Here is a 25,487-nt window from a genome sequence, read left to right on the forward strand (position 1 = left end):
TGGTTCGCTTCGAGCATAGAGCGAGAACCCGCTCCTAGCGCTACTCCGCCGCCTGCCGCGCCCCCTTGCCTTTCAACGGCCGCCGCTCCAGCACTTCCTTGAGGAAGCGCGCGGTGTGGCCCTTGCCGATGCGGACGACATCCTCCGGCGTGCCTTGCGCCACGACCTCGCCGCCGCCGTCGCCGCCTTCGGGGCCCATGTCGATGATCCAGTCGGCGGTCTTGATCACTTCGAGATTGTGCTCGATCACCACCACGGAATTGCCCTGCTCGACCAGCTCGTGCAGCACCTCCATCAGCTTGGCGACGTCGTGGAAGTGCAGGCCGGTGGTCGGCTCGTCGAGGATGTAGAGGGTGCGGCCGGTGGCGCGCTTGCTGAGCTCCTTGGAGAGCTTGACGCGCTGTGCCTCGCCGCCGGAGAGCGTCGTCGCCTGCTGGCCGACCTTGACATAGTCGAGCCCGACGCGGGCGAGCGTCACCATCTTGTCGCGGATCGAGGGCACGGCCTTGAACAGGTCCTTGGCCTCCTCGACCGTCATGTCGAGCACGTCGGCGATCGAGCGCTCGCGGTATTTCACCTCGAGCGTCTCGCGGTCATAGCGCTTGCCCTTGCAGACGTCGCAGGTGACGTAGACGTCGGGCAGGAAGTGCATCTCGATCTTGATGACGCCGTCGCCCTGGCAGGCCTCGCAGCGTCCTCCTTTCACGTTGAAGCTGAACCTACCTGCTTGGTAGCCGCGCGCCTTGGCCTCGGGCAGGCCGGCGAACCATTCGCGGATCGGCGTGAAGGCGCCGGTATAGGTCGCCGGGTTCGAGCGCGGCGTGCGGCCGATCGGCGACTGGTCGATGTCGATGACCTTGTCGAGATGCTCCATGCCCTCGATGCGGTCATGGCTGGCCGGATGCTCGATCGAGCCGTTGAGCTTGCGCGCGATCGCCTTGTAGAGCGTGTCGATGATCAGCGTCGACTTGCCACCGCCCGACACGCCGGTGATGCAGGTGAACAGGCCGAGCGGAATGTCGACCGTGACATCCTTGAGGTTGTTGCCGCGGGCGCCGACGATCTTCAGTGAGCGGCCCTTCTGCGGCTTGCGGCGCTTGACGGGCACCGGCACGCTCATCTCGCCGGTGAGGTATTTGCCGGTGAGCGAGTTCGGGTCGCTGAGGATGTCCTGCGGCGTGCCCTTCGAGACGATCTCGCCGCCATGGATGCCGGCGCCGGGGCCGACATCGACGACATAGTCGGCGGTGAGGATCGCGTCCTCGTCATGCTCGACCACGATCACGGTGTTGCCGAGGTCGCGCAGGCGGCGCAGCGTGCCGAGCAGGCGCTCATTGTCGCGCTGGTGCAGGCCGATCGAGGGCTCGTCCAGCACATAGAGCACGCCGGTGAGGCCGGAGCCGATCTGTGATGCCAAACGGATGCGCTGGCTCTCGCCGCCCGAGAGCGTGCGCGAGCCGCGCGCCAGCGTCAGGTATTCGAGGCCGACATCGAGCAGGAAGGTCAGCCGGTCGCGGATTTCCTTGAGGATGCGCGGGGCGATCTCGTTCTGCTTCTGCGACAGGCGCGAGGGCAGGGCGCTGACCCAGGCGAGCGCGTCCTTGACCGAGAGCTGCGAGATCTCGCCGATATGGCGCATGTCGATCTTCACCGCCAGCGCCTCGGGCTTGAGCCGGAAGCCGTTGCAGGCGGCGCAGGGCGTCTCCGACATGAAGCGGCCGATCTCCTCGCGGGCCCAGTCGCTCTCGGTCTCCTTCCAGCGCCGCTCCATATTGGTGATCACGCCCTCGAAAGGCTTCTTCACCTCATAGGCGCGCAGGCCGTCATTATAGGCCATGCGCACGGCTTCCGTGCCGGTGCCGAACAGGATGGCGTCGCGGGCGCTCTGCGGGAGCTCACTCCAGGGCTTGGTGGTAGAGAAGCCGAAATGCTTGGCCAGCGCATCGAGCGTCTGGCCGTAATAGGGCGAGGTCGACTTGGCCCAGGGCGCGATCGCGCCCTTCTTCAGCGAGAGCGAATGATCGGGGACGATCATCTCCGGATCGATCCGCATCTCGTGGCCGAGCCCGTCGCAGGCGGGGCAGGCGCCGAACGGGTTGTTGAACGAGAACAGGCGCGGCTCGATCTCGGGGATGGTGAAGCCGGAGACCGGGCAGGCGAATTTCGACGAGAAGGTGACGCGGCGGGCCTCGCCGTTCTCCTCCTTCTCGTCGGCATACTCAAAGACTGCGATGCCCTCGGCGAGGTCGAGCGCCTGCTCCAGCGAGTCGGCGAGGCGGGCGCCGAGATCGGGCCGGATCACGATGCGGTCGACCACCACGTCGATGTCGTGCTTGAACTTCTTGTCGAGCGCCGGGGCGTCCGGGATCTCGTAGAACTCGCCATTGACCTTGACGCGCTGGAAGCCGCGCTTCAGCCAGTCCGCCATCTCCTTGCGGAACTCGCCCTTGCGGCCGCGCACCACGGGCGCGAGCAGGTAGCCGCGAGTCTTCTCCGGCAGCTCGACCAGGCGATCGACCATCTGCTGCACGGTCTGGCTCTCGATCGGCAGGCCGGTCGCCGGCGAATAGGGAATGCCGGCGCGCGCCCAGAGCAGGCGCATATAGTCGTGGATCTCGGTGACGGTGCCGACCGTCGAGCGCGGGTTCTTCGAGGTCGTCTTCTGCTCGATCGAGATCGCCGGCGAGAGCCCGTCGATCTGGTCGACATCGGGCTTCTGCATCATCTCGAGGAACTGGCGGGCATAGGCCGAGAGCGACTCGACATAGCGGCGCTGGCCCTCCGCATAGATCGTGTCGAAGGCGAGCGAGGACTTGCCCGAGCCGGACAGCCCGGTGAACACCACGAGCTTGTCGCGCGGAATGGCGAGGTCGACATTCTTGAGATTGTGCTCGCGCGCACCGCGCACCGAGATGACGCGGGCGTTCGGGTCGGCCGCACGGTTGCGGTCGAACATGTCTTCCAGCGTCGCGGCCTGTTCGGCGAGCGTGGTCTTGCGGGCCATGGTGGTGTCCGATTGAGCTTTAGCCGTACAGATAGGGCAATCGCCGGACCATGCCAGTGCGGCCGGGCGAGAGGCGGGCATGAGTAGCACGCAGCCGCGGATGTTGCCGCATTGTTCTTGTGGGGTGTGCTGACAGAGATTGTCAGGAGCGTGGCAGGCTGCGGAAACGCCGCCGGAGCAGGAAAGCGGAGACCAGCATCGCAAGCGCCAGCGTCCCGGACAGGATCAGCGCCGCCGAGGCGCCATAGCGCTCGATCAGCAGGGCATAGGCGAGCGGTGAGGCGGCCGAGAGGAAGAAGCCGGGCGCCAGCAAACGCCCGACATAGGCGCCATAGCTTTTCGGATCGAACAGCATCAGCGGCAGCGTGCCGCGCGTGATCGTCAGCACGCCGTTGCCGGCGCCATAGCAGAAGGCGAAGGCCAGCGCCGCGATGGCGCTCGCGCCGCCGGCGAGACCGACGACGAAGCAGAGCGGCAGAACCAGGCAGGCGACGAGATTGAGGTCGAACGGGCTGGTCTTCGCCCCGAACAGCACCTCGCCGAGCCGCGCCAGCGACTGGCCGATGCCGCGCGTCGAGCCGATCCAGACCGCGACCGCGGCGGGCAGGCCGAGCCCGGCGAGGATACCAATCATATGGGCGGACATGCCGGCATTGAGGACGCCGGCGAAGGTGACGATCAACGCATAGAGCAGGCCGGCGAAGCGTGTGTCGGCTGGGCTGAGCGTGACGACCGGCTTTGCTGCGGCAGCATCGGACAAGGGCCGCGCCGAGACGGCTGGCAGCGTCAGGTGCAGGGGCAAGGTGAGCAGCGCGAAGCCGGCATAGACGATCAGTGCGCCGCGCCAGCCGAACTGCTCGGCGAGCACATGGCCGAGCGGCCAGAACACGGTCGAGGCCAGGCCGCCGAGCAGGGTGATCTGGGCGATCGGCCGGCGCGCCGCGCTGCCGCCGATGCGGGCCAGCGCTGCGAAGGCGGCGTCGTAGAGGCTGAGCCGCATGGCGAGGCCGAGGCAGAGCCAGGCGGCGTAATAGGCGGTGATCGTCTGCGCGAAGGCGAGGCCGAGGCAGCCCGCGGCGGTGAGCAGCGATCCCAGGCACATCACGGTGCGGCCGCCATGGCGGTCGATCAGCCGGCCGACCACGCCCGAGGTCAAACCCATCACCAGCAGGCCGGCCGAGAGCCCGCCATGGATGATCGCCTGCGACCAGCCGAGTTCCTTGCCGATCAGCTCGCCGAAGGCGCCGACCAGGTAATAGGAGATACCCCAGGAGATGAGCTGCGCCAGCCCGAGGCAGAAGACGGTGCGGGAAGGGATCACCTGGCCGATCCGGCCGCCCATGGCTGAGGCAGTGTTCCGTCTCCCGGCCCGAGGCTGCGCTGCATCAGCACGGTGTCGACCCAGCGACCGAACTTGAAGCCGGTCGAGCGCAAGGTGCCGATCGGCTCGAAGCCGAAGCTGCGATGCAGGCCGATCGAGCCGGCATTGCCGCTGTCGCCGATATTGGCGAGCATCTGGCGCCAGGGCCCGGACTCGCAGCGGGCGATCAGCGCGCCGAGCAAGCTGGAGCCGATCTTCCGGCCGCCGAGCCCGTCGGCGACATAGATCGAGTCCTCGATCGTATGGCGATAGGCCGGGCGAGGGCGATAGGAGGTCGCATAGCTGTAGCCGACAATCCGGCCTTCGAGCTCGGCGGCGAGATAGGGCAGGCCGAGGCCGAGCACCGCCTGGCGGCGCGCCAGCATTTCCTCGACGCTCGGCGGCGTCTCCTCGAAGCTGGCGAGGCCATGCAGGACATGGTGGGTGTAGATCGCCTGGATCGCGGGCATATCCGCCTCCTGCACATCGCGGACGAGGATGGGCGGCGCCGCGTTGCTGGCGAATTCCGAAGTCGTCATTCCAATCGTTCCGACCCGGTCGGGCCGCCTTTCCGTCCTGTCGGGGCGCCCGCTCAGCGCCTCCTGTCGCGTCACACCGATATCGGCGAGACGGTGCTCGTCGAGTTCGCGCAGGGTTCGCAATTGCTGATAGCGCGAATGCTGGGAGGCGCCGACATAATCTGCTGCCTCGCGCAGCAGCTGTCGTCCCGCAGACCAGATCCCACTCATTGCTCGCGTCCTGCCACGGCCGGAGTCTTCCCGAGCCGCCGAGACACCTTGCGCTTTGCCGTCTCATAAATGAAGCTTCTCGAAATTATGCAGAGCATGAGAAATTCTTTGAGATGCGCGATCTTCGCCTCGACCAACTCGACAGCTTCCGCCAGGTGATCGCGCTCGGCAGCTTCTCGGCGGCGGCCGAGAAGCTCGGCCTGAGCCAGCCGGCGGTCAGCCTGCAGATCCGCGAGCTCGAACGCCGGCTCGGCGCGGTCCTGATCGAGCGGGTCGGGCGCCGGGCGCAGCCGACCGCGGCGGGCACCGAACTGCTCGACTATGCCGGGCGGATCGCGGCGGCGGTGGCGGCCGCGCAAGAGGCGATGGCGCGGCATGCGACCGGGGCGATGGGCCGTGTCCGGATCGGCACCGGCGCCACCGCCTGCATCTTCCTGCTGCCGCCGTTGCTGCGTGAGCTGCGCCAGCGCCATCCGACGCTGGAGATCACGGTCAGCACCGGCAATACCTCCGACATCGTCAAGGCGATCGAGGACAATCAGATCGATATCGGCCTGGTCTCGCTGCCGGCAGCCGGTCGCAGCCTGGATGTGACGCCGTTGCTGGAGGACGAGTTCGCCGTGATCGCGCCGCCAGGCATGGAACTGCCGCCGCGATTGACGCCGGAGGCACTGGCGCGCCTGCCGGTGCTGCTGTTCGAGCCGGGCGGCATCACCAGGCGCATCGCCGACGAATGGTTCGCCCGCGCCGGCGTGACGCTGAAGCCGGTGATGTCGCTCGGTAGTGTCGAGGCGATCAAGCGGCTGGTCGGCGCCGGCCTCGGCTGCGCTGTATTGCCCGGCATGGCGGTGCGCGGCGAGAGCGATGGATTGGTTGTCCGCTCTTTGTCGCCGCGGGTGCATCGCACGCTCGGCCTCGTCCTGCGCAAGGACAAGCCGCTGCATCGCGGCCTGCGCGAGACGCTGAAGGCGTTGCGGTCGCTGGGAACGCTCGGCTGATCGCCATTCGAAACCAAAGCCCTCATCCTGAGGAGCAGCCGAAGGATGCGTCTCGAAGGATGCTTCAGATGATTCGGGAGACAACTGGGCCATCCTTCGAGACGCCGCTTCGCGGCTCCTCAGGATGAGGGCTCAGGGTAGGGGCCACCAAGTTCTCTGCACTGCTGACAGGTCCGGTCAGGCGCGCGGTCCATCCCATCCGCCGTTCGCGCAGTGTCCATGATCTGCAAGCGGCGCTAAGCTTTTCGCCTGTCGCGGCGGAACATTTCGCCTGCTGTCGCGCTTCGTGGAGATGCCGGGTCGTCAGGTGCCATGATCGGGCACTGCCATCAGCGGGGGATCGTCATGATGAAAGCCGTTCTGCGAGGAGCCGCATTGCTGCTCGGCCTCGGTCTCACCGCTCCCGGCTTCGCCTGCGAGCTGGACCGGCCGCTGAAGATGGCGGGGCTCGATTATGACTCCGCCGCCTTCCACACCGCCGTCGCCAGCGCCATTGCGGAGAAGGGCTTCGGCTGCAAGGTCGAGCGCGTGCCCGGCGTGATCGCGCCGCTGGTCACCGGCCTCGGCCGCGGCGATGTCGACATCGTCATGGAGATCTGGCTGGCCAATCCGGTCGAAGCCTGGCTCAAGGAAGCGGCCGCCGGCAAGGTCGAGCCGCTCGGCACGACTTTTCCCGATGCGAACGAAGGCTGGTTCGTGCCGCGCTATCTCGTCTCTGGCTCTGACGCGAAGGCGCCCGAGCTCAAATCGGTGCAGGACCTCAAGCGCTACAAGGAGCTGTTCACCGACCCTGACGAGCCGGGCAAGGGGCGCTTCTATAATTGCGTCGCCGGCTGGGTCTGCGAGGGCATCAACAGCAAGAAGCTCGTCGCCTATGGGCTTTCCGGCGATTTCACCAATCTGCGCGGCGGTTCCGGCGAGGCGATCGTCGCCGCCGTCGAATCTGCCCTGAAGCGCAAGCGCCCGGTGGTGTTCTATTATTGGGGGCCGAGCTGGTTGCTCGGCGCTTATGACCTCGTCAAGCTCGAAGAGCCGGCCTTCGACCAGGCGATCTGGGACGAGCTTAAGGCGAGCGATGCACCCAAGCGCGCCACCGCCTATCCGGTCAGCCGGGTCGTCATCGGCGCCAATGTCGAACTGGCCAAGAAGGCGCCGCAGCTCGCCGGCTTCTTCAAAAAGTATACGACCAGCAGCGAGCTGACCTCGAAAATGCTGGCCGAGGCACGCGAGAAGGGCGTCTCGCCCGAGCAGCAGGCGCTCGTCTTCCTGAAGACGCAAGCTGACGTCTGGAAGGCGTGGTTGCCGGCCGATGTTGCCAGCAAGGTCGCGTCCGGCCTGTGACACTCGATGGATTGCCGGATCTCGGCAAGGCGCTGCAGAAGCTGGTCAACCAGGGCGTCGATGCCGTCGTTACCGGCTATGGCAATGATCTCGACGGTTTCAGCAGGCTGCTGACCGCGCCGGTCCGCGGCGTCGAGGCGGCCTTGCTGCTCATCCCCATGCCGGCCTTCGTCCTGGCCGTTGCCGGAGGCGCCTGGTTTGCCCGGCGCAGCCTCGGCTTCACGCTCGCCATGGCGATCCTGCCTTTGGTGCTCGCCGGGCTTGGCGTCTGGACCGAGGCGATGCAGACGCTTTCTCTTGTCATCGTCGCGGTGATCCTGGTCGTCCTGATCGGGCTGCCGCTCGGCGTCGCGGCTGCGCGCCTGCCGCGATTGGGGAAGGCGCTCGCGCCGGTCTATGACCTGATGCAGACCATTCCGAACTTCGTCTATCTGATCCCGGTGGCGATGCTGCTCGGATTGGGGCGGGCGCCGGCACTGCTCGCGACCCTGATCTACGCGCTACCGCCTTTCGCCCGGCTGACCGAGCTCGGCCTGCGCGGCATCGATATCGGCATGATCCAGGCCGCACAGGCGCTCGGCCTGCGCCCGCGCCAGACGCTTTGGTTGATCGAATTGCCGCTGGCGCGGCCGGTGATCCTGCAGGGCCTCAATCAGGCGATCATGCTCTCGCTCGCCATGGTCGTGGTCGCCTCCATGATCGGCGCGAAGGGCCTGGGCGAAGTCGTGCTGCTCGGCCTGCAACGGGCTGATCCGGGCCTCGGCTTTGTCGGCGGCCTCGCGGTGGTGGCGCTGGCGATCCTGCTCGACCGCATGGCCCAGGCGATCCTCAGGCAGCGGCGGCCGCCCGAATGAGCTGCTGACGGATTCGGTCAGGGCGGTCGGTTGCGCCGCATCCGCCGCTTGGGCAGGGTGCCGCCCGACATCGATGGAGGGCCTGCCATGTACGGACTGATCGGGAAAATGCGGGCCAAGCCCGGCGAGCGCGAAGCGCTGATCGGCTACATCCTCGAAAGCAGCGGCGAGATGCCGGGCTGCCTGAGCTACATCGTCGCCCGTGATCCCGACGATGCCGATGCGATCTGGGTGACCGAGGTCTGGGACAAGGAAGAGAGCCACAAGGCCTCGCTCGCTCTGCCGGCGGTGCAGGCGGCGATCGCCAAGGCCAGGCCGATCATCGCCGGCTTCGACAGCCATGTCGTCACGCAGCCGGTGGGTGGGTTCGGGCTGGCGAAGGGCTGACGCGGCTTCCGCTTCCTGCCGGCACGGTCTAAGACCCTCGCGACCGAGCCGCGAGCCTGCCATGACCCAATCCGCCCTGAGCAAACTCACCATCCTGCCGACGACGGCGGCCTTGACCGGCCGGGTGATGCCGCCCGGCTCGAAATCGATCACCAATCGGGCGCTGCTGGTCGCGGCGCTGGCCAAGGGCACCAGCCGGCTCAGCGGCGCGCTGAAGAGCGACGACACCCGCTATATGGCGCAGGCGCTGCGCGATATGGGCGTCGCGATCGACGAGCCCGATGCGACCAGCTTCATCGTCACCAGCGACGGCCGGCTCAAGGCGCCCGCCAAGCCGCTCTTCCTCGGCAATGCCGGTACCGCGACCCGCTTCCTGACCGCGGCGGCGGCACTGGTCGACGGCACGGTCGTGGTCGATGGCGACGAGCACATGCGCAAGCGGCCGATCCTGCCGCTGGTCGAGGCGCTCACGCGATTGGGCGTCGCGATCACCGCGCCGAGCGGCTGCCCGCCGGTCACCATCCAGGGGCAGGGCGGTTTCGAGGGCGGGCTGGTCGAGGTCGATGGCGGGCTCTCCAGCCAATATGTCTCGGCGCTGCTGATGGCCGGCGCCTGCGCGCGCAATCCGGTCGACGTCGTGCTGACTGGCCAGGAGATCGGCGCGCGCGGCTATGTCGACCTGACGCTGGCGACGATGCGCGCCTTCGGCGCCGAGGTCTCCGAGCCGGAGAGCGGCGGCTGGCGGATCGCGCCGACCGGCTATAGCGCGACCGACTACCTGATCGAGCCGGACGCCTCGGCCGCGACCTATCTCTGGGCGGCGGAAGTGCTGACCGGCGGCGCGATCGATCTCGGCGTGCCGGCTTCCGCCTTCACTCAGCCCGACGCCAAGGCGCATGAGCTGATTGCCGCCTTCCCGAATTTGCCGGCTGAGATCGACGGCTCGCAGATGCAGGATGCGGTGCCGACGCTCGCCGTGCTCGCAGCCTTCAACTGCACGCCGGTGCGCTTCACCGGCATCGCCAATCTGCGCGTCAAGGAATGCGACCGCGTCGCGGCGCTGGCGCAGGGCCTGTCGCGGATTCGCAGCGGGCTCGGTGTGGAGGAGGGCGACGACCTCATCGTCGCCTCCGATCCGGCGCTGGCCGGCCAGACGCTGCCGGCCGAGATCGACACCTTCGCCGATCACCGCATCGCCATGAGCTTCGCGCTGGCGGGACTGAAGATCGGCGGTGTCACCATCCTCGACCCTGGCTGCGTTGCGAAGACCTATCCGGACTACTGGCGCGCGCTCGGCTCGCTCGGCATGCGCTTCGAAGGCGAGGTGCCGTAGGGCTTCAGGCGGCTTCCTTCGTCGCTGCCGTCGACACTTCCCGTAGCTGTTGCTCCGCCGCGTCCTTGACCCGTGCCACGGCGGCGTCCTTCACCGGGCCGTAGCCGCGAATGTCCATCGGCAGGGCGGCGATCGCCGCCAGCCGGTCTGGCCCGCGGGAGGGCAGCCGCGTCAGCAGCTCGTCGATTAGTGTCTCGTACCAGCTGATCAGCGCGCGCTCCATCTTGCGCTCCGCCGTGTAGCCGAACGGGTCGAAGGCGGTGCCGCGCAGGCCTTTCAGTCGCGCCAGCAGCCGCAGCGGTGTCTGAATCCACTGGCCGAAGCGGCGCTTCAACGGCCGCCCGCGCGCATCCTTCTCGCCGCCGAGGAAGGGGGGGGCGAAATGGTAGTTCACCGTGAAGTCGCCTTCGAAGCGCTCCTTCACCTCATCGAGGAAGCCGGTCTGCATATGCAGCCGCGCCACCTCGTATTCGTCCTTGTAGGACATCAGCTTGAACAGCGAGCGGGCGACGGCCAGCGTGAGCGCTTCGCTGCCGAACGCTTGCTCGGCTGCACGGACCTTGTCGACTCCAGCCCGGTAGCGCCTGGCCCAGTCCGTGTTCTGGTAGTCGGCGAGGAAGCGCTCGCGGCGGGTGATCACCGCGTCCAGGCTCTCCGTCTCGACAGCGGCGGGGGCTGGCGCGAAGGCTGCCGGGTCGGCGGCTGCGAGCCGGCCGGCGGCAAAAGCCTGCCGGTTGCGTTCGACCGCTACCCCATTGAGGTCGATGGCGCGTTGCAGCGCGTCGAGCCCGACCGGGATCAGCCCCTGCTGCCAGGCATGGCCGAGCATGATGATGTTGGCGAAGACCGCGTCGCCGAACAGGTTCTCGGCCAAGGCGTTGGCGTCGATGGCGCGGACGTTTCCGGCGCCCATCACCGTCTCGATCGCCTTCAGTCGGCGGCGCGTCGCGAGGTCGGCGTCGCGCTGGCGGACGATGTCGCCGGTCGGCATCTCCGCCAGGTTGACGAGCGCACGCATGCCGGCGCGATAGGTCGCGGACGCCTTGGGCGAGGACGACACGACGATATCGCAGCCGATCAGCGCATCGGCCGCGCCTGCGTCGATGCGGACCTGGTTGATCGCCTCAGGCGTCGCGGCGATCCGCATGAACGAGAGCACCGGCCCGAACTTCTGCGCGAAGCCGGTGAAGTCGAGGACCGAGCTGCCCTTGCCTTCGAGATGGGCCGCCATCGCGATCAGCGCGCCGACCGTGACGACGCCGGTGCCACCGACGCCGGTGACGAGCAGGTCATAGGGCCTGTCGAGCGCCGGCAAGGCTGGTTCAGGTAACGCGGCCGCCCGCCCGACAAAGTCGTCCGCGCTGGCCTGCCGCTTCCTGCGGGTGGCGCCTTCGACCGTCACGAAGCTCGGGCAGAAGCCGTCGAGGCAGGAAAAATCCTTGTTGCAGTTGGAGAGGTTGATCTGGCGCTTGCGGCCGAACGGCGTCTCCTTCGGTTCGACGCTGAGGCAGTTCGACGCCACCGAGCAATCGCCGCAGCCCTCGCAGACGAGGTCGTTGATGACGGCGAAACGCTGCGGGTCCTCCATCGTGCCGCGCTTGCGCCGGCGGCGCTTCTCGGTGGCGCAGGTCTGCTCGTAGATCAGGACGGAGACGCCCCTGATCCCGCGCAATTCGCGCTGGACCGCATCGAGCTCCCGGCGATGATGGATCGTGACGCCATGCGGCAGGCTGGCCGGCGCGAACTTCTCGGGCTGGTCCGAGACCAGCGCGATCCGCTCGACGCCCTCGGCGCGCACCTCCTGGGCGATGGCGTGCACGCTGATCGGCCCGTCCACCGGCTGCCCGCCGGTCATGGCGACGGCGTCGTTGAACAGGATCTTGTAGGTGATGTTGGCTTTCGCCGCGATCGCCTGGCGGATCGCCATCGAGCCGGAATGGTAATAGGTGCCTTCGCCGAGGTTCTGGAAGATGTGGCCCTTGCCGGTGAACAGCGAGGACGCTGCCCAGTTCACGCCTTCGCCGCCCATCTGGATCAGCGAGGTGGTCTCGCGATCCATCCAGCTCGCCATGAAATGGCAGCCGATGCCGGCCAGTGCCTTGGAGCCCTCGGGTACCTTGGTCGAAGAGTTGTGCGGGCAGCCCGAGCAGAAATAGGGCGTCCGCGTCGCGCCGGGTACCTGGATCAGCCGGCTCGCCTCAGGGGCGAGCGCCGCGGCGCGCTCGGCAAGGCGCAGATCCGGAAACAGCGCGTCCAGTCGTTTCGCCACGATCGTTGCGAGCAGGCGCGGCGAGAGCTCACCGATCCAGGAGATCAGCCGACTGCCGTCCTCGTCGCGCTTGCCGACCATCGAATGCGGCTTGTGGCCGGGATAGTCGTAGAAATACTCCTTGAGCTGGCTCTCGATGATGCCGCGCTTTTCCTCGACGACGAGGATCTCCGCCTTGCCGCGCACGAATTCCAACGCCGCGCGCCGCGCCAGCGGCCAGACCATGCCGACCTTGTAGATGTCGATGCCATGGCTGCGGCAGGCGGCTTCGTCGAGGTCGAGCAGGCGCAGCGCCTCCATCAGGTCGAGATGCGCCTTGCCGGTGGTGACGATGCCGAAGGAGGCTTCGGGAATGTCATAGATGCGCCGGTCGATCGGGTTCGCCTCGGCGAAGGCGAAGACGGCCATCTTCTTGGCCTCCATGCGCTCCTCGATCTGGGGCCCCGGCAGGTCCGGCCAGCGATAATGCAGGCCGGTGGCCGGCGGCGTGTAGTCCGGCTCGTTGAACTGGCGCGGCGCCGTTAGCTCGACCGACTGGCCGCTCTCGACCGTCTCCGATATCGCCTTGAAGCCGACCCACATGCCGGAATAGCGCGACAGCGCGTAGCCGTATTCGCCGAAGGCGAGATACTCGCCGATCGAGGCGGGGTTCAGCGTCGGCATGAACCAGGCCATGAAGGCGACATCGGACTGGTGCGGCATCGAGGACGAGACGCAGCCATGGTCGTCGCCGGCCACGACCAGCACCCCGCCATGCGGCGAGGAGCCATAGGCGTTGCCGTGCTTCAGCGCATCGCCGGCGCGGTCGACGCCCGGGCCCTTGCCGTACCAGAGACCGAAGACGCCCTGCACCGTCCGATCCGGATTGGTCTCGACCTGCTGCGAGCCGAGGACGGCGGTCGCGGCCAGGTCCTCGTTGACCGCTGGCAGGAATTCGATGCCGTACTGCTTCAGGAGATCGCTGGAGCGCCAGAGTTCGAGGTCGACGCCGCCGAGCGGGGAGCCGCGATAGCCGGAAATGAAGCCAGCCGTATCAAGGCCGGCGGCGCGGTCGCGCCGGGCCTGGTCGACCGCGATCCGCACCAGCGCTTGCGTGCCGGTCAGGAAGACGCGCCCGGTGCTGCGGGCATAGCGATCGCCCAACGCGTAGTCGGCGAGCGGGCCGATCGGCGAGATGGCGTTCATGGCGTAGGCCTCCCGACAGGTTCTTGCGGTGAGTCTACGCCCGGTGCTCTGGAAAGATTTGTCTCGTTTGCCGGATATCCTTTCCTTGTCGGGAGATTTGACCGATAATTATCCCGAAATTGAGAAATTTTTCCAAGGCGAGGCGATGCAACTCACCGAGCAGGACCGCAAGTTGATCACCTTGCTGCAGGGCGATGCCCGCATCTCGAACCAGGACCTCGCCGAGCGCGCCGGCATGTCGGCTTCCGCCTGCTGGCGGCGGGTGCGGGCGCTGGAGGAGGCAGGCGTGATCGCGAGCTATCGCGCGATCGTCGACCCGGCCAGGGCCGGGCTTGCCTTCAGCGCGATGGTCCATGTCGGCTTGGTCCGGCACGAGGCCGACCACGTCGCGACCTTCATTTCACGCGTGGCCGAGCGGCCGGAGGTGCTGGAGTGTTTCGCGACCACCGGCGAAGCCGATTATCACCTGCATGTCGTCTGCCGCGACAAGGACGCCTACAACGAATTCCTCGATCACTTCCTGTTCAGGCTGCCGGGCATCGCGCATGTCCGCACAAACCTCGTCCTGAAGGAGATCAAGGTGCACGGCGCGGTGCCGGTGTGACCGGCGGATCGCCGGTGGCCGCTCAGGCGTGCGCCGCCGCGCCGACCTGAAGCTCCCGCGCCTTCTGCGCGACTGCACGGTTCTCGATCGACAGGCGCTGCTCGAGCTTGCGCAGCAGCCAGCTCAGCGACGTCGTGATGCAGAAATAGATCGCGCCGGCAGTGAGGAACACCTCATAGGGCGCGAAGGTGTTCGACACCTCCAGCCGCGCCGCGCCGGTGAGGTCCAGCAAGGTGATCGTGCTCGCCAGCGACGTCGCCTTGACCGTCAGGATGATCTCGTTCTCGTAGGCGGGCAGGGCCAGGCGAACTGCGAGCGGAATGGTGATCTTGCGCTGCGTCTGGAACCAGGACAGGCCGAGCGCACGCGCCGCCTCGTTCAGCCCCTTCGGGACGAGCCGGAGCGCGCCCGCGATGATCTCGGCGGTATAGGCGGCAGAATTCAGGCCGAGCGCGATGATCACGCACCAGAACGGGTCGCGGAAGATCGGCCACAGCGCTGAGCTCCGGACGAAGTCGAACTGCCCGAGCCCGTAATAGACCAGGAAGACCTGCAGCAGCGACGGGATGCCGCGAATGACAAAGATATAGGCGCTCGCCGGCCCGTGCAGCCAGGCAGATTGCGCATTGCGCGCATAGGCGAGCGGGATCGCGACCAGCATGCCGAAGAGCAGGATCAGGATGGCGAGCTTGCCCGTCAGCCCGACGCCCTGGAGCAGGTTCGGGAAGGCCTCGGCCATGATCTGGACGTCAAGCATGGGATCGCTCAGGCAAAGCCGCGATTGGAGCGCAGGCGGGCGCGGTGCAGCCCCCAGGACGCCGTGCTGGTGATGGCGAGGTAAAGCAGCGCGGCGACGGCATAGACGAAGAACGGTTCGCGCGTCGCGCCCGAGACCACGGCGGATGCCCTGAGCAACTCCTCCAGCCCGATCACGGAGATGAGCGAGGTCTGCTTGATCAGGATGATCGAAAGATTGCCGAAGCCCGGCAGCGCGATCCGCCAGGCCAGCGGCAGCACCACCTTGAAGAAGGTGACGCTTCGCGGCAGGCCGAGCGCATGCGCCGCCTCCGACTGCCCGCGCGGGACCTGCCTGATCGCGCTGCGGAAGATGTCGCTGGCATAGGCCGCGAAGATGAAGGCCAGCGCCGCCACGCCGGCGGCAAAGCCGTTGATGTCGACATAATGCCCGGTCAGCCGGGTGAGGGCGACCGTGCCGCCGAAATAGATCAGGTAGATGACGATCAGGTCGGGAACGCCCCTGACGATGGCGGTATAGGCCTCCGCGACATAGCGGAACGGCTTGCTGCCATAGGTCTTGAGCGCGCCGAGCGAGAGGCCGAAGGCGGTTCCGAACAACAGCGCCACGGCGGCGACCGACAGCGTCACCCCCGCCCCGTAGAGCAGTTGCAGGCCATAGCCGGAGAGCCAGGCCAGGGTCATGGCAGGGCGTCTCCCGTATCCTCGGCGGCGCGGTTCGCGACCTTCTGGCGGATCAACTCGCGGACGGGGCCGTCCCGCCAGGCCTGGAGCTTGCCGCCGGAGGTCCGCTCGTCGGCATAGACGATCCAGACATCGTCGGGCGAGCCCAGGATCTCATCGACGCGGACGCGGTCCGGATACTGCTCGGCATATTCGAGATAGACCAGCGCTGAGTCGTATTTCCCCGCGAGCAGGTTCTGGAAGATGATCGGCAGCGAAGGATCCGAGACGCGCGTCTCCCAGCGGCTGATGTCGATATAGCTCTCGGTCGCCGGCGCCAGCAGGCCGATCGATTTCGGTTGCTCGACCTCCGAGCGTGTCAGCACCGCCAGTTCCTTGCTGCGGGAAATGAAGCTGTCGACGGCGAAGACCTTGTGGAAATGCGTGCCGAGCGTCGGCGGCGTATCCGGGTGAACCGCGCATTGGACGACGAAATCATAGTCGCCGCGCATCAGCCCGCTCGTCGCCATGTCGAAGTCGGGCACCAGCACGATCTCGCTGTCGGGGATCTCGTGGAACTTGATGTATTCCCTGGTCACGAGCTCATGGTTGGTGCCGCTCGGGCCAAGTGTCGCAAAGGTGATCATCGGGTCGGCCTCGTTCTGCCGGGCCGAAGGCAGGCCGAGCCCGCCTTCGGCGCAGCGCGTCGATTCACATCAGCTTGAAGTCGAAATACTTCTTGGTGATGCTGTCATAGGTGCCGTTCGCGACCAGCGTATCGATAGCGGCGTTGACCTCTTCGAGCAGCTTGGCGTCGTCCTTGCGCAAGGCGATGGCGTTGCCTTCGCCCAGCAGGCCGCCGGTGTAGTCCGGGCCGACGAGCGCGAAGCCCGCTGCCTCCGGCCGCTTCAGGAAGCCGAGCATAGAGGTCACCTTGTTGGCGAGCAGCAGGTCGACGCGGCCGGCGATCAGATCGAGTTCGACATCGGTGGTCTTGTCGTAGCGCACGATCTCGGATTTCGGATAGGTCGCGGTCAGATAGGCATCCTGGATGCTGCCGCGCTGGACGCCGATCCGCTTGCCCTTGAGCGCATCGGGGCTGGTGTCGGCGGGCGCGTCCTTCTTCGCGACGAACTGGCTCGCCGTGTTCTTGTACTTCTTGGAGAAGGCCACCTGCTGCTTGCGCTTCTCGGTGACGCCCATGCTGGCGACGATCAGGTCGTATTTCCTGGCGTTGAGGCCGGGGATGATGCCGTCCCATTCCTGCGCCATGATCGTGCACTTGGCCTTCATGACATCGCACAGGGCGTTGGCGATATCGACGTCCCAGCCCGTCAGCTTGCCGCCGGCATCGACGAAGCTCCAGGGCGCATAGGTTCCCTCGGTGGCGATCCGCAGGTCTTTTGCCTGCGTTGCTCCGGTGAAGACGCTCGACAGGGCTGCGCAGAGAAGGATAGTCTTGAACTTGCGATTGTTGATCATGGTCCCCTCACGATATTTATTATCGGCCGTTGCAGGGATTGTTCTGTCGCGCCCGTGGCTTGTCAACGTACTGGCAAATATTTTCATCTCGTGAAAATGTGCTGGCCGCGCCGAGTACGGACACGCCATCCGAATGGCGTGGCGCAGGCTCGAAATTGATGCGCGAAGGCTTGGGGGCTCTGCTTTGGTCGATCGCAAGCGCGACGGCAAACCGCCGGAGGGAAAGCGCGTCAGGCGTGGTGCGCTCTCGATGATGACGCGGCCCGGTCGCACGGCCATGGGCGAGGGCTTATCTGGCAACGAGGCTGGCGAGCCCGAAGGCGGGCAGGGCGGCCAGGCCCTCGCCGCGGCGGTCGGCCAGGAGATCAGAAGCCTGCGGCTGAGCCTCAGCATGGCCGCCAATCAGCTGGCCGAGGCGGCGAAGCTGTCGAACGGCATGCTCTCCAAGATCGAGCGCGGTTCGGCCACGCCGTCCTTCACGACGCTCGTCTCGATCGCGGCTGCGCTGAAAGTGCCGGTCGCGCGCCTGTTCGCATCCTATAATCAGCAGGCCGACTATTCGCTCGTGCGCGCGGGGCAGGGCATTGCGGTACAGCGACGCGGCCAGCGCGCCGGGCTGAGCTACGAATTGCTCGGCCACCTGCTCTCGGGGGAAAAGTACATCGAGCCCTATCTGGTGACGTTGACCAGCGAGGCGGCGGACCATCCCGGCTTCCAGCATACCGGTATCGAGTTCATGCACATGCTCGAAGGCGCGATGGTGTACCGCTACGCGGACAAAGCGATGGAGCTGCGCCCCGGCGACACGCTCGTCTTCGACGCCAATTTCGTCCATGGCCACGAACGGCTGCTGACGCCGACCGTCCGCTTCCTGTCGGTCGTCTTCAACCTGCGAACATGAAACGTCATCGCGCCCTGCAGGACGCGATGACGGTGACCCATCTCATTGTCGTCTTACGGGCTCAGGCCTGCGCCCATCCATCGAAAGACGGAGGGGCGGGGTAGGCGAGATCGCCCGACTGCACGCGGGACCTAGAACGGGATGTCGTCGTCGAGATGGCTCGACGAGCGCGAGCCACCGCTGCCACCGCCGCTCGCCATTGCCGGCTGGCGCGAACCGCCGCCGACCGGGCTCGACCGGCCGAAGGAGCCGCCGCCCGACGAGCCCTCGTCACCGTAACCGCCACCGCTGCCGCCACCGAACTCGTCACCGCCCTGGCCGCGGCTGTCGAGAATGGTGAGCTCGCCGCGGAAGCGCTGCAGCACGATCTCGGTCGTGTACTTCTCGACGCCCTGCTGATCCTGCCATTTGCGGGTCTGCAGCTGGCCTTCGATGTAAATCTTCGAGCCCTTCTTGAGATACTGCTCGGCGACCTTGGCGAGGTTCTCGTTGAAGATCACCACGGAGTGCCACTCGGTGCGCTCCTTGCGCTCGCCCGACTGCTTGTCGCGCCAGGTTTCCGAGGTGGCGATCCGCAGATTGACCACCGGTTCGCCGCTGCCGAGGCGCCGCACCTCGGGGTCGCGCCCGAGATTTCCGACCAGAATGACCTTGTTGACGCTACCAGCCATGACAGGCTCCATTTCCTGCGCACTTCAGCACAAATCCGGCCGGATGACCGGAGCCGGACCCTAGCGGGCCATCCGGCCACTATCAATGATGTTCCTGTTTTGTTCAAGGCCTTTTGCGCGGCTTGTCCCCGACAAAAATTCGGGACTCCGGCAAAGCCCAGCACGCTCCAGCTGGCATTGGCACGGCAGGCTTGACCGCGACGAGCGGCCGCCTCCGCGAGCCCTCAATAGCCGAACTGCTCGCGCAGGATGCGCTCGTCCAGGCTGTGGCCGGGGTCGTGCATCATGACGAGGTCGAGCGAGCGGTCGATCGCGATCTGCACCGAGATGACGTTGTCGATCTGGGTGTGGTCGGCGACGGCGCTGACCGGCCGCTTCTCGGCCTCCAGCACCGCGATCGTCACCCTGGCATGGTCGGGCAGCAACGCGCCGCGCCAGCGCCGCGGGCGAAAAGGCGAGAGCGGGGTCAGCGCCAGCAGCGGCGCGTCGAGCGGCAGGATCGGCCCATTGGCGGAGAGATTATAGGCGGTCGAGCCCGCCGGCGTCGCGAGCAGGATGCCGTCTGCGACGAGCTCGGACAGGCGCACCTGCCCGTCGACCGAGAGGCGCAGCTTCGCTGCCTGGTAAGAGCGGCGGAACAGCGAGACCTCGTTGATCGCGCGCGCCTCGACGCGCTTGCCGTTGCAGTCGACCGCCGTCATCGCCAGCGGATGGACTACGCTGCGCTGCGCCGCCTCGAGCCGCTGGCGCAGGCCACGTTCGCGGAATTCGTTCATCAGGAAGCCGACCGAGCCGCGATTCATGCCGTAGATCGGCTTGGCGGTGCCCATGAAGCGATGCAGCGTCTGCAGCATCAGGCCGTCGCCGCCGAGCGCGACGATGACCTCGGCGTCAGCCGGATCGGCATCGCCATAGCGCTCGACCAGCTTGGCGCGCGCGGCCTCGGCCTCGGGCGTCTCGCTGGCGACGAAGGAGATGGCGGTGAAGCGCTCGGTCATCGCTGGTATCCGGCAGGCATGATCCTGACCGGTCTAGCACGCCATCGCAGCTGATCGCGAGCCGGGCCGGGACCAAAAAGAAAGGCCGGGGCGCTTGCCCCGGCCTTTCCCCAGCGGAGTGCGCGAGGGTCTCAGATCGCGCTGCTCCACTGCACCGGTACGAGCTCGAAGCCGTTGCCCGCCTTGGCGATATGGCCCGTGGCGGGGAAGGGGGCGTGGTAGAAGCAGACCTGCATCTTGTCGGCCACGGCCATGTCGAGCAACTTGCGGCGAGTGGCGGCGGCCTGCGGCCCGTCCATGTCGAACACCGCCGACCAGTCGGGATTGCGCACGAACAGGGCCGGGTGGTTGGTCGTGTCGGACAGCACCAGCAGCTTGCCGCTGCCGGAGGAGACGGCATAGACGGTGTGGCCCGGCGTATGGCCGGGGGCGGCGATCGCGGTCACGCCCGGCAGGATTTCCTTGCCGGCCTCATATTGCTTCACATCCTTGGCGATCGGGCCGAAGACGCGGCGCACGCCGGCGAAGGCGCCCTTCATCGCCTCCGGGGCGGCGTTCATCTTGGCGTCGTCCATCCAGAAGGCCCATTCGGCCGCCGGCACCATCACCTCGGCGTTCGGGAACACGGCGGTGCCGTCCTTGAGCCGGAAGCCGTTGATATGGTCGCCATGGAAATGGCTGAACACCACGGTCGAGACGTTCTTCGCGTCGAGCCCGGCGGCCTGGAAGTTCTTCATCCAGGCGCCCGAGGTCGGCGCGCCGGAATCGCCGTTGCCGGTATCGATCAGGGTGATCTTGTCGCCGATCTGCAGCGCCAGGGTGGTGAAGGTGATCGAGAGGGCGTCGCTCGGCAGATAGGCCTGCTCCATCGCCTTCTTGACGTCGGCGAGCTCGGCATTGCGCACGAAGCCTTCGAGCGGGCGCTTGGCGAAGCCGTCGTTGAGGGCGGTGACGGTGATGTCGCCGACCTTGTAGCGGTAGAAACCTGGATTCTGGTTCACGGACGCTCCTTGCGCGTGGGCCGGCGCGATGCCGGCGGGCAGGTCGAGCGCGGCAGCAACGGTGAGCGCGCCGGCGCCTGCCATCACGGTGCGGCGCGAGGGTTCGAAACGGGCCATCGATCAGGCTCCAACAACGAGAAGGGCACGACCTCTCCCGAATGGCGCCCCGCCAGCCAGAATCGTGCCCTGGGCATTGCTCAGCCCGAGGGCCAAACTAGCTGCACGAACAACGCCTTCAACAGCCGGATGGTTTCCCCGGGTCACTTGTCCGTGAGTTTGTCGTTCGGCCGGGCTGGATCCGGGCGGCTGAATCAATCTCTTCGCCGGAGCTGCTTGGCCGTTGAAATAAGGAGCGTTTCGGCGATCGGCCTAAGTCGTGGGCTGGTCCGGCCGGCTTCTGGCGAAGGCCTTCAGCAGGGCCGCGCAGAGCGCGAGCGAGGCGAGCGCGCCATGGCCCGCGCAGCCGGCGACGAGGGCCTCATAGGTCTGCTCCTCGGTTGCGACCGATTGCAGGCTCCAGTTCCAGTCGGGAGCCTTCTGCCGGATGATGCTGACGGCGACGTCGATCTCGGCGCTGACCCGGCCGATTGCCTTCCACAGCGAGCCCTGCTGGTAGATGCCGCCGGGCGGCGTGCGCGGGGCGAGCAGGGTGGTGGGCTTGCGCCGGACCGTGAAGCCGAGCGCCTCGTAGATGTCGGCGTCGAGATTGCGGTCGGGGCGGCCGGTGCTCTCGCAACGTTGCGCGAGAGCGAGCAATTGGTCGTGCTGGTCGGCAGAGGTCATCGCTCGGCAGGCTCCGGTCGTCCTCGTCGTCACGGCGGCATGGCGAGCAAATGACAGGCCACCGAAGTCGGATGGTGCCGGCGGAGAGGATCGAACTCCCGACCTTCGGTTTACAAAACCGCTGCACTACCGCTGTGCTACGCCGGCCCAGTGCGCTGCGGTATCAGGCCGAGGAGGCGAGGGCAAGACCGGTCGACGGCAGGCAGGAGCCGGAGCGGCTCCGTGCGCACGGCGGTAATGCCGGTCTCCTGCTGCGATCGAGCGCAGCAAATCTGCCACACCCCATTGATTTGGCGGGTTGTGAACGGCTGTTCATTGCCTTGCGCGCCGCGCTGCCGGAGCCTGCCTCTGGGTGAGAGGGCAGGATTGGTGTCGGAGACGATCGTTCAGGCGCTTGCGGCGAGCAGGCTGGTCCGGCCTGTGCCGAGCGTGATGTCGTCCACCGTCTCCCTGCGCGCGCTCATGCTGGCGGCGGGGGTCACCCTGCTGGCCGGCGCGCCCGCGGCTATCGCCCAGTCGGTGAGCGGCACCGGTGACGTCAATCCGGCGATCCCCACGCCGCCGCTGACGAGCTGGGACCTTGGTGGCGGACAACTCTTCGTCGGCGACTTCGGGACGGGAACGCTGACCGTCGCGGGTGGCGCCACGGTCAGCAGCGGCCGCGGCAATCTCGGCTACAATCCCGGCGCCAACGGCACGGTGACGGTAACGGGCACCGGCTCGACCTGGAACAATAGCGGCGGGCTCTATCTTGGTTACCTCGGCGCCAGCACGCTGACGATCGAGAACGGCGGCAAGGTCTCGAACACCCAGGGCTTCGTCGGCTTTCAGGGCAGCGGCAGTGGCACGGTGACGGTGAGCGGCTCCGGCTCGACCTGGGCGAATAGCGATGATCTCCGGCTCGGCAACAATGGCACCGGCACGCTGACCGTCGAGAATGGCGGCAGCGTCACCAGCGGGATCCTCTATCTCGGTTCTGGCGGCACCGGCACCGGTACCCTGACCATCGCGACTGGTGGCACGGTCGCCAGCGCTGCCGGCATTGTCGGCTACGCTGGTGGCGCCCACGGCACGGCGACCGTGAGCGGTGTCGGCTCGGCCTGGACCAATAGCGGCGAACTTTTTATCGGCGACAGCGGCACAGGTACGCTGACCGTCGAGAATGGCGGCAGCGTCACCAGCGCCGCCGGCCATATCGGCTACAATACGGGCTCCAGTGGCACGGTGACGGTGACGGGTTCCGGCTCGAGCTGGACAAATAGCGGCGTCCTCCATGTCGGCTATGAGGGCACCGGCAGGCTCACCGTCGCGAACGGGGCCACGGTCTCGAACACCAGCAGCACGATTGGCCACAATGGCAGCGGCAACGGCACGGTGACGGTGACGGGCGCCGGCTCGACCTGGACCAACACTGGCGCGCTCACGACCGGCTACTACGGTACCGGCACGCTGATCGTAGAGAACGGCGGCACGGTCACCAGCGCCGCCGCCACGATCGGCTACCAAGGTACCAGCTCGGTGACGGTCGACGGCGCCGGCTCGTCCTGGGCCAATAGCGGCGAGCTTTTTGTCGGCGATTACGGTGCCGGCACGCTGACCATCACGAATGGCGGGCAGGTTACCAGCGGCGCTGCCAATATCGGCTACAATGCCAGCGCCAATGGCACGGTGACGGTCGGCGGGGTCGGCTCGTCCTGGACCGCCAGCGGCGCCATCCAGGTCGGCTACCAGGGTACCGGCACGCTGACGATCGAGAACGGCGCCACTGTCTCGGGCACCAGCGGCACGATCGGCTCCAGCAATGGCTCCACCGGCACCGTGACGGTGACCGGTTCCGGCTCGACCTGGACCAACAGCGCTGAGCTCCATGTCGGCAACTCCGGTACCGGCACGCTGACGGTATCGAATGGCGGAGCGGTCTCGAACACCACCGGTTACGTCGGCAACAACGCCGGCAGCACCGGCACGGCGACGGTGACCGGCACTGGCTCGACCTGGACCAACAGCGGCGACCTCTATGTCGGCTATGGCGGCACCGGAAGGCTGACGATCGAGACTGGCGGCACGGTCTCGAACACGAATGGTTACGTCGGCCACAACGCCGGCAGCACCGGCACGGTGACGGTGACCGGCGCCGGTTCGACCTGGACCAATAGCGGCGACCTCCATGTCGGCAATTACGGCACCGGCGCGCTGAGCATCGAGAATGGCGGCACAGTCTCGAACAGCAACATTGGCTATGTCGGCTACAACGGCGGCAGCGGCACCGTGACGGTGACCGGGGCCGGCTCGACCTGGACCAATGGCAGTAGACTCTGGGTCGGCAACGGCACGCTGACGATCGCGGATGGCGGCGCGGTCTCGAACACCGATGGCACAATCGCCGGAGGGTCCGGCAGCACCGGCACGGTGACAGTGACAGGTGCCGGCTCGACCTGGACCACGAGCGGCAATCTCGTTATCACGCGCGCCGGCGTGCTGAGGATCGAGGATGGCGGCGCCGTTTCGAGCGCCAGTGGCCGGCTCGGCATCAACACCGGCAGCGCCTCGGCGACGGTGACCGGTGCCGGCTCGACCTGGACCATGACTTACGATCTTTCTGTCGGCGGTGTGGGCACCGCCACGGTCACAATCGAGAATGGCGGCAAGGTGTCGAGCGGCTCCGGCATTGTCAGCGGCAGCTCTACCGCTGGCACGATGACAGTGACCGGTGCCGGCTCGAGCTGGACAAATTCCGGCAGTCTTCATGTCGGCTACACCGGCACCGGTACGCTGACCATCGCAGATGGCGGCAAGGTTTCGAACACGGTCGGCAATCTCGGCTACTTTGGCGCCAGCAGCGGTTTCTCCGGCATCGGCTCGGTGACGGTGACGGGCGCCGGCTCGACCTGGACCAATAGCGGTGTGTTGCGTGTCGGCCGCGAAGGTACCGGGACGCTGACCGTCGCGGCCGGCGGCAAGGTCTCGAACACCTCCGGCCATATCGGCGCCAATGCCGGCGGCACCGGCACGGTGACGGTGACCGGTGCGGGCTCGACCTGGACCAACAATGGCACGCTCAATGTCGGCTATGAGGGCACGGGAACGCTGACCATCGCCGCTGGTGGTACGGTTACGAGTGCTGGTGCGGGCGGCCCTGCTGGCTCGATCGGCGTCATGGCTGGCAGCACCGGTACGGTGACGGTGACCGGTACCGGTTCGACCTGGCTCAATAACGGCATGCTCGGCGACGGCGAGCTTTATGTCGGCGCGGCCGGCACGGGCACGCTGACCGTCGAGAATGGCGGGTGGGTCAGGAGTACCTCCGGCTATCTCGGCTATGCCTCCGGCGGCAATGGCACGGCGACGGTGACCGGAACGGACTCGCGCTGGACCGTCGTTGGGCTGCTCGATGTCGGCCGTGACGGCACCGGCACGCTGACCATCACCAATGGCGGGGCGGTCGAGAGCAACGGAACCGAGATCGGACGGAACGGCGCCGGCACTGGCTCGGTGACGGTCACGGGAGCCGGCTCGGCCTTGTACACCCGAGCGATCGCTATTGGGGGGACCAGCGGGAACGGCACACTAACGGTCGAGAAGGAAGGCTACGTCCAAGGCAGGGGAGTGATCTTTTACGGAAGCGGCGGCACGCTGAACCTGCTCGGCGACGCCACGAACGGCCGCGGCGTCCTGGAGATCAACTACCTGACCGCCAACTATGGCACGGTCAATCTGAACGGCGGCATCCTGCGCGCACGCACGAATTCGTCCTGGTTCTTCGACAGCGTCGGCGTGCAGACCATTGGCGCGAATGGCGCCTTCTTCGACAGCAACGGCTACGATATCGGCGTTACCGCCAGCTTCGACGGCGCGGGCGGGCTGACCAAGCTCGGCGCCGGCACGCTGACCTTGACCGGCACGAGCAGCTATACCGGCGGAACGAGCATCCTGGGCGGCACGCTCTCGATCTCGTCCGACGCCAATCTCGGTGCGGCCTCGGGCGGGCTGACGCTGGATGGCGGCAGCTTGCAAGTGACGGGCAGCTTTTCCTCGTCGCGCGCGGTGACCCTGGGCAGCGCCGGCGGCGGCATCGATGTGCTGAGCGGCCAGAACTTCGCCAACAGCGGCACGATCTCGGGCACGGGCGGGCTGACCAAGTCCGGCGA

The 25,487-nt window shown here is 67.0% G+C and carries 20 protein-coding genes, 1 tRNA gene and 1 pseudogene; 8 read left to right on the forward strand and 14 right to left on the reverse strand.

The window, feature by feature from the left end; translation table 11 throughout:
- Positions 1-40: 40 nt before the first annotated feature.
- From uvrA to VGV58_RS26545, 4 genes and pseudogenes are all read right to left on the reverse strand, one after another.
- Positions 41-3,004 carry an excinuclease ABC subunit UvrA gene (gene uvrA, locus VGV58_RS26530; RefSeq protein ID WP_414644122.1) on the reverse strand — a complete coding sequence of 988 codons (2,964 nt, stop codon included), beginning with the start codon at positions 3,002-3,004 and terminating at the stop codon, positions 41-43.
- A gap of 142 nt (positions 3,005-3,146) precedes the next feature.
- On the reverse strand, positions 3,147-4,325 hold the full coding sequence (locus VGV58_RS26535; protein WP_326877057.1) for an MFS transporter: 1,179 nt from the start codon (positions 4,323-4,325) through the stop codon (positions 3,147-3,149).
- A complete protein-coding gene (locus VGV58_RS26540) occupies positions 4,322-4,903 on the reverse strand; it encodes a GNAT family N-acetyltransferase (protein ID WP_326877082.1) in 582 nt (193 codons plus the stop codon). Before VGV58_RS26540 ends, VGV58_RS26535 begins: the two co-directional genes overlap by 4 nt.
- 69 nt (positions 4,904-4,972) lie before the next feature.
- Positions 4,973-5,113 (reverse strand): annotated as a pseudogene (locus tag VGV58_RS26545) (YjiS-like domain-containing protein); the annotation flags it as partial.
- 113 nt (positions 5,114-5,226) lie between these two features.
- Here VGV58_RS26545 and VGV58_RS26550 point away from each other — a divergent pair.
- The 5 genes from VGV58_RS26550 (at position 5,227) to VGV58_RS26570 (ending at position 10,026) form a co-directional block, all read left to right on the forward strand.
- Positions 5,227-6,111 (forward strand): LysR family transcriptional regulator, encoded by an 885-nt coding sequence (locus VGV58_RS26550; protein ID WP_326877058.1) that lies wholly within the window; start codon positions 5,227-5,229, stop codon positions 6,109-6,111.
- A gap of 345 nt (positions 6,112-6,456) precedes the next feature.
- On the forward strand, positions 6,457-7,452 hold the full coding sequence (locus VGV58_RS26555; RefSeq protein ID WP_326877059.1) for an ABC transporter substrate-binding protein: 996 nt from the start codon (positions 6,457-6,459) through the stop codon (positions 7,450-7,452).
- Complete coding sequence (locus tag VGV58_RS26560; protein ID WP_326877060.1) at positions 7,449-8,306, forward strand: ABC transporter permease; 858 nt, start codon at positions 7,449-7,451, stop codon at positions 8,304-8,306. Before VGV58_RS26555 ends, VGV58_RS26560 begins: the two co-directional genes overlap by 4 nt.
- Before the next feature lie 87 nt (positions 8,307-8,393).
- Positions 8,394-8,693, forward strand: coding sequence for a putative quinol monooxygenase (locus VGV58_RS26565; protein WP_326877061.1), 300 nt, complete (start codon positions 8,394-8,396; stop codon positions 8,691-8,693).
- 61 nt (positions 8,694-8,754) lie between these two features.
- Entirely contained in the window at positions 8,755-10,026 is a 1,272-nt protein-coding gene (locus VGV58_RS26570) for a 3-phosphoshikimate 1-carboxyvinyltransferase (protein WP_326877062.1), read from the forward strand.
- 4 nt (positions 10,027-10,030) lie between these two features.
- Here the strand turns inward: VGV58_RS26570 and VGV58_RS26575 are convergent, their stop codons facing one another.
- A complete protein-coding gene (locus VGV58_RS26575; protein WP_326877063.1) occupies positions 10,031-13,480 on the reverse strand; it encodes an indolepyruvate ferredoxin oxidoreductase family protein in 3,450 nt (1,149 codons plus the stop codon).
- 145 nt (positions 13,481-13,625) lie between these two features.
- Here VGV58_RS26575 and VGV58_RS26580 point away from each other — a divergent pair, with 145 nt between their 5' ends.
- Positions 13,626-14,084: an Lrp/AsnC family transcriptional regulator gene (locus VGV58_RS26580; RefSeq protein WP_326877064.1), complete on the forward strand. Its 459-nt coding sequence runs from the start codon at positions 13,626-13,628 to the stop codon at positions 14,082-14,084.
- A 22-nt stretch (positions 14,085-14,106) separates the two neighbouring features.
- Here the strand turns inward: VGV58_RS26580 and VGV58_RS26585 are convergent, their stop codons facing one another.
- The 4 genes from VGV58_RS26585 to VGV58_RS26600 form a co-directional block, all read right to left on the reverse strand.
- Entirely contained in the window at positions 14,107-14,841 is a 735-nt protein-coding gene (locus VGV58_RS26585) for an ABC transporter permease (protein WP_326877065.1), read from the reverse strand.
- Positions 14,842-14,849: 8 nt separating this feature from the next.
- Complete coding sequence (locus VGV58_RS26590; protein ID WP_326877066.1) at positions 14,850-15,524, reverse strand: ABC transporter permease; 675 nt, start codon at positions 15,522-15,524, stop codon at positions 14,850-14,852.
- Positions 15,521-16,150, reverse strand: a complete 630-nt coding sequence (locus VGV58_RS26595) for a hypothetical protein (RefSeq protein WP_326877067.1) — start codon at positions 16,148-16,150, stop codon at positions 15,521-15,523. The genes VGV58_RS26590 and VGV58_RS26595 overlap by 4 nt, the downstream gene beginning before the upstream one ends.
- Before the next feature lie 64 nt (positions 16,151-16,214).
- The gene (locus VGV58_RS26600) at positions 16,215-16,985 is read right to left on the reverse strand and encodes a transporter substrate-binding domain-containing protein (RefSeq protein WP_326877068.1); all 771 of its coding nucleotides are present in this window, start codon (positions 16,983-16,985) and stop codon (positions 16,215-16,217) included.
- Between the two features lie 184 nt (positions 16,986-17,169).
- On the opposite strand from VGV58_RS26600, the gene VGV58_RS26605 reads away from it, so the two are divergent.
- A complete protein-coding gene (locus VGV58_RS26605) occupies positions 17,170-17,886 on the forward strand; it encodes a helix-turn-helix domain-containing protein (RefSeq protein ID WP_326877069.1) in 717 nt (238 codons plus the stop codon).
- A gap of 131 nt (positions 17,887-18,017) precedes the next feature.
- On the opposite strand, the gene ssb is transcribed toward VGV58_RS26605, so the two are convergent.
- From ssb to VGV58_RS26630, 5 genes are all read right to left on the reverse strand, one after another.
- Entirely contained in the window at positions 18,018-18,557 is a 540-nt protein-coding gene (gene ssb, locus VGV58_RS26610; RefSeq protein WP_326877070.1) for a single-stranded DNA-binding protein, read from the reverse strand.
- Positions 18,558-18,781: 224 nt separating this feature from the next.
- A complete protein-coding gene (locus VGV58_RS26615; protein ID WP_326877071.1) occupies positions 18,782-19,555 on the reverse strand; it encodes an NAD kinase in 774 nt (257 codons plus the stop codon).
- Between the two features lie 131 nt (positions 19,556-19,686).
- The gene (locus tag VGV58_RS26620; RefSeq protein WP_326877072.1) at positions 19,687-20,673 is read right to left on the reverse strand and encodes an MBL fold metallo-hydrolase; all 987 of its coding nucleotides are present in this window, start codon (positions 20,671-20,673) and stop codon (positions 19,687-19,689) included.
- Positions 20,674-20,925: 252 nt separating this feature from the next.
- Positions 20,926-21,339: a hypothetical protein gene (locus VGV58_RS26625; protein ID WP_326877073.1), complete on the reverse strand. Its 414-nt coding sequence runs from the start codon at positions 21,337-21,339 to the stop codon at positions 20,926-20,928.
- Between the two features lie 72 nt (positions 21,340-21,411).
- Positions 21,412-21,486 (reverse strand) — tRNA-Thr (locus VGV58_RS26630).
- Positions 21,487-21,708: 222 nt separating this feature from the next.
- On the opposite strand from VGV58_RS26630, the gene VGV58_RS26635 reads away from it, so the two are divergent.
- Positions 21,709-25,487 (forward strand): beta strand repeat-containing protein (locus tag VGV58_RS26635; RefSeq protein ID WP_326877074.1); only part of this gene is annotated, 3,779 nt, incomplete at its 3' end.

Source organism: Allobosea sp. (genome assembly GCF_035944895.1).
Classification (GTDB): domain Bacteria; phylum Pseudomonadota; class Alphaproteobacteria; order Rhizobiales; family Beijerinckiaceae; genus Allobosea.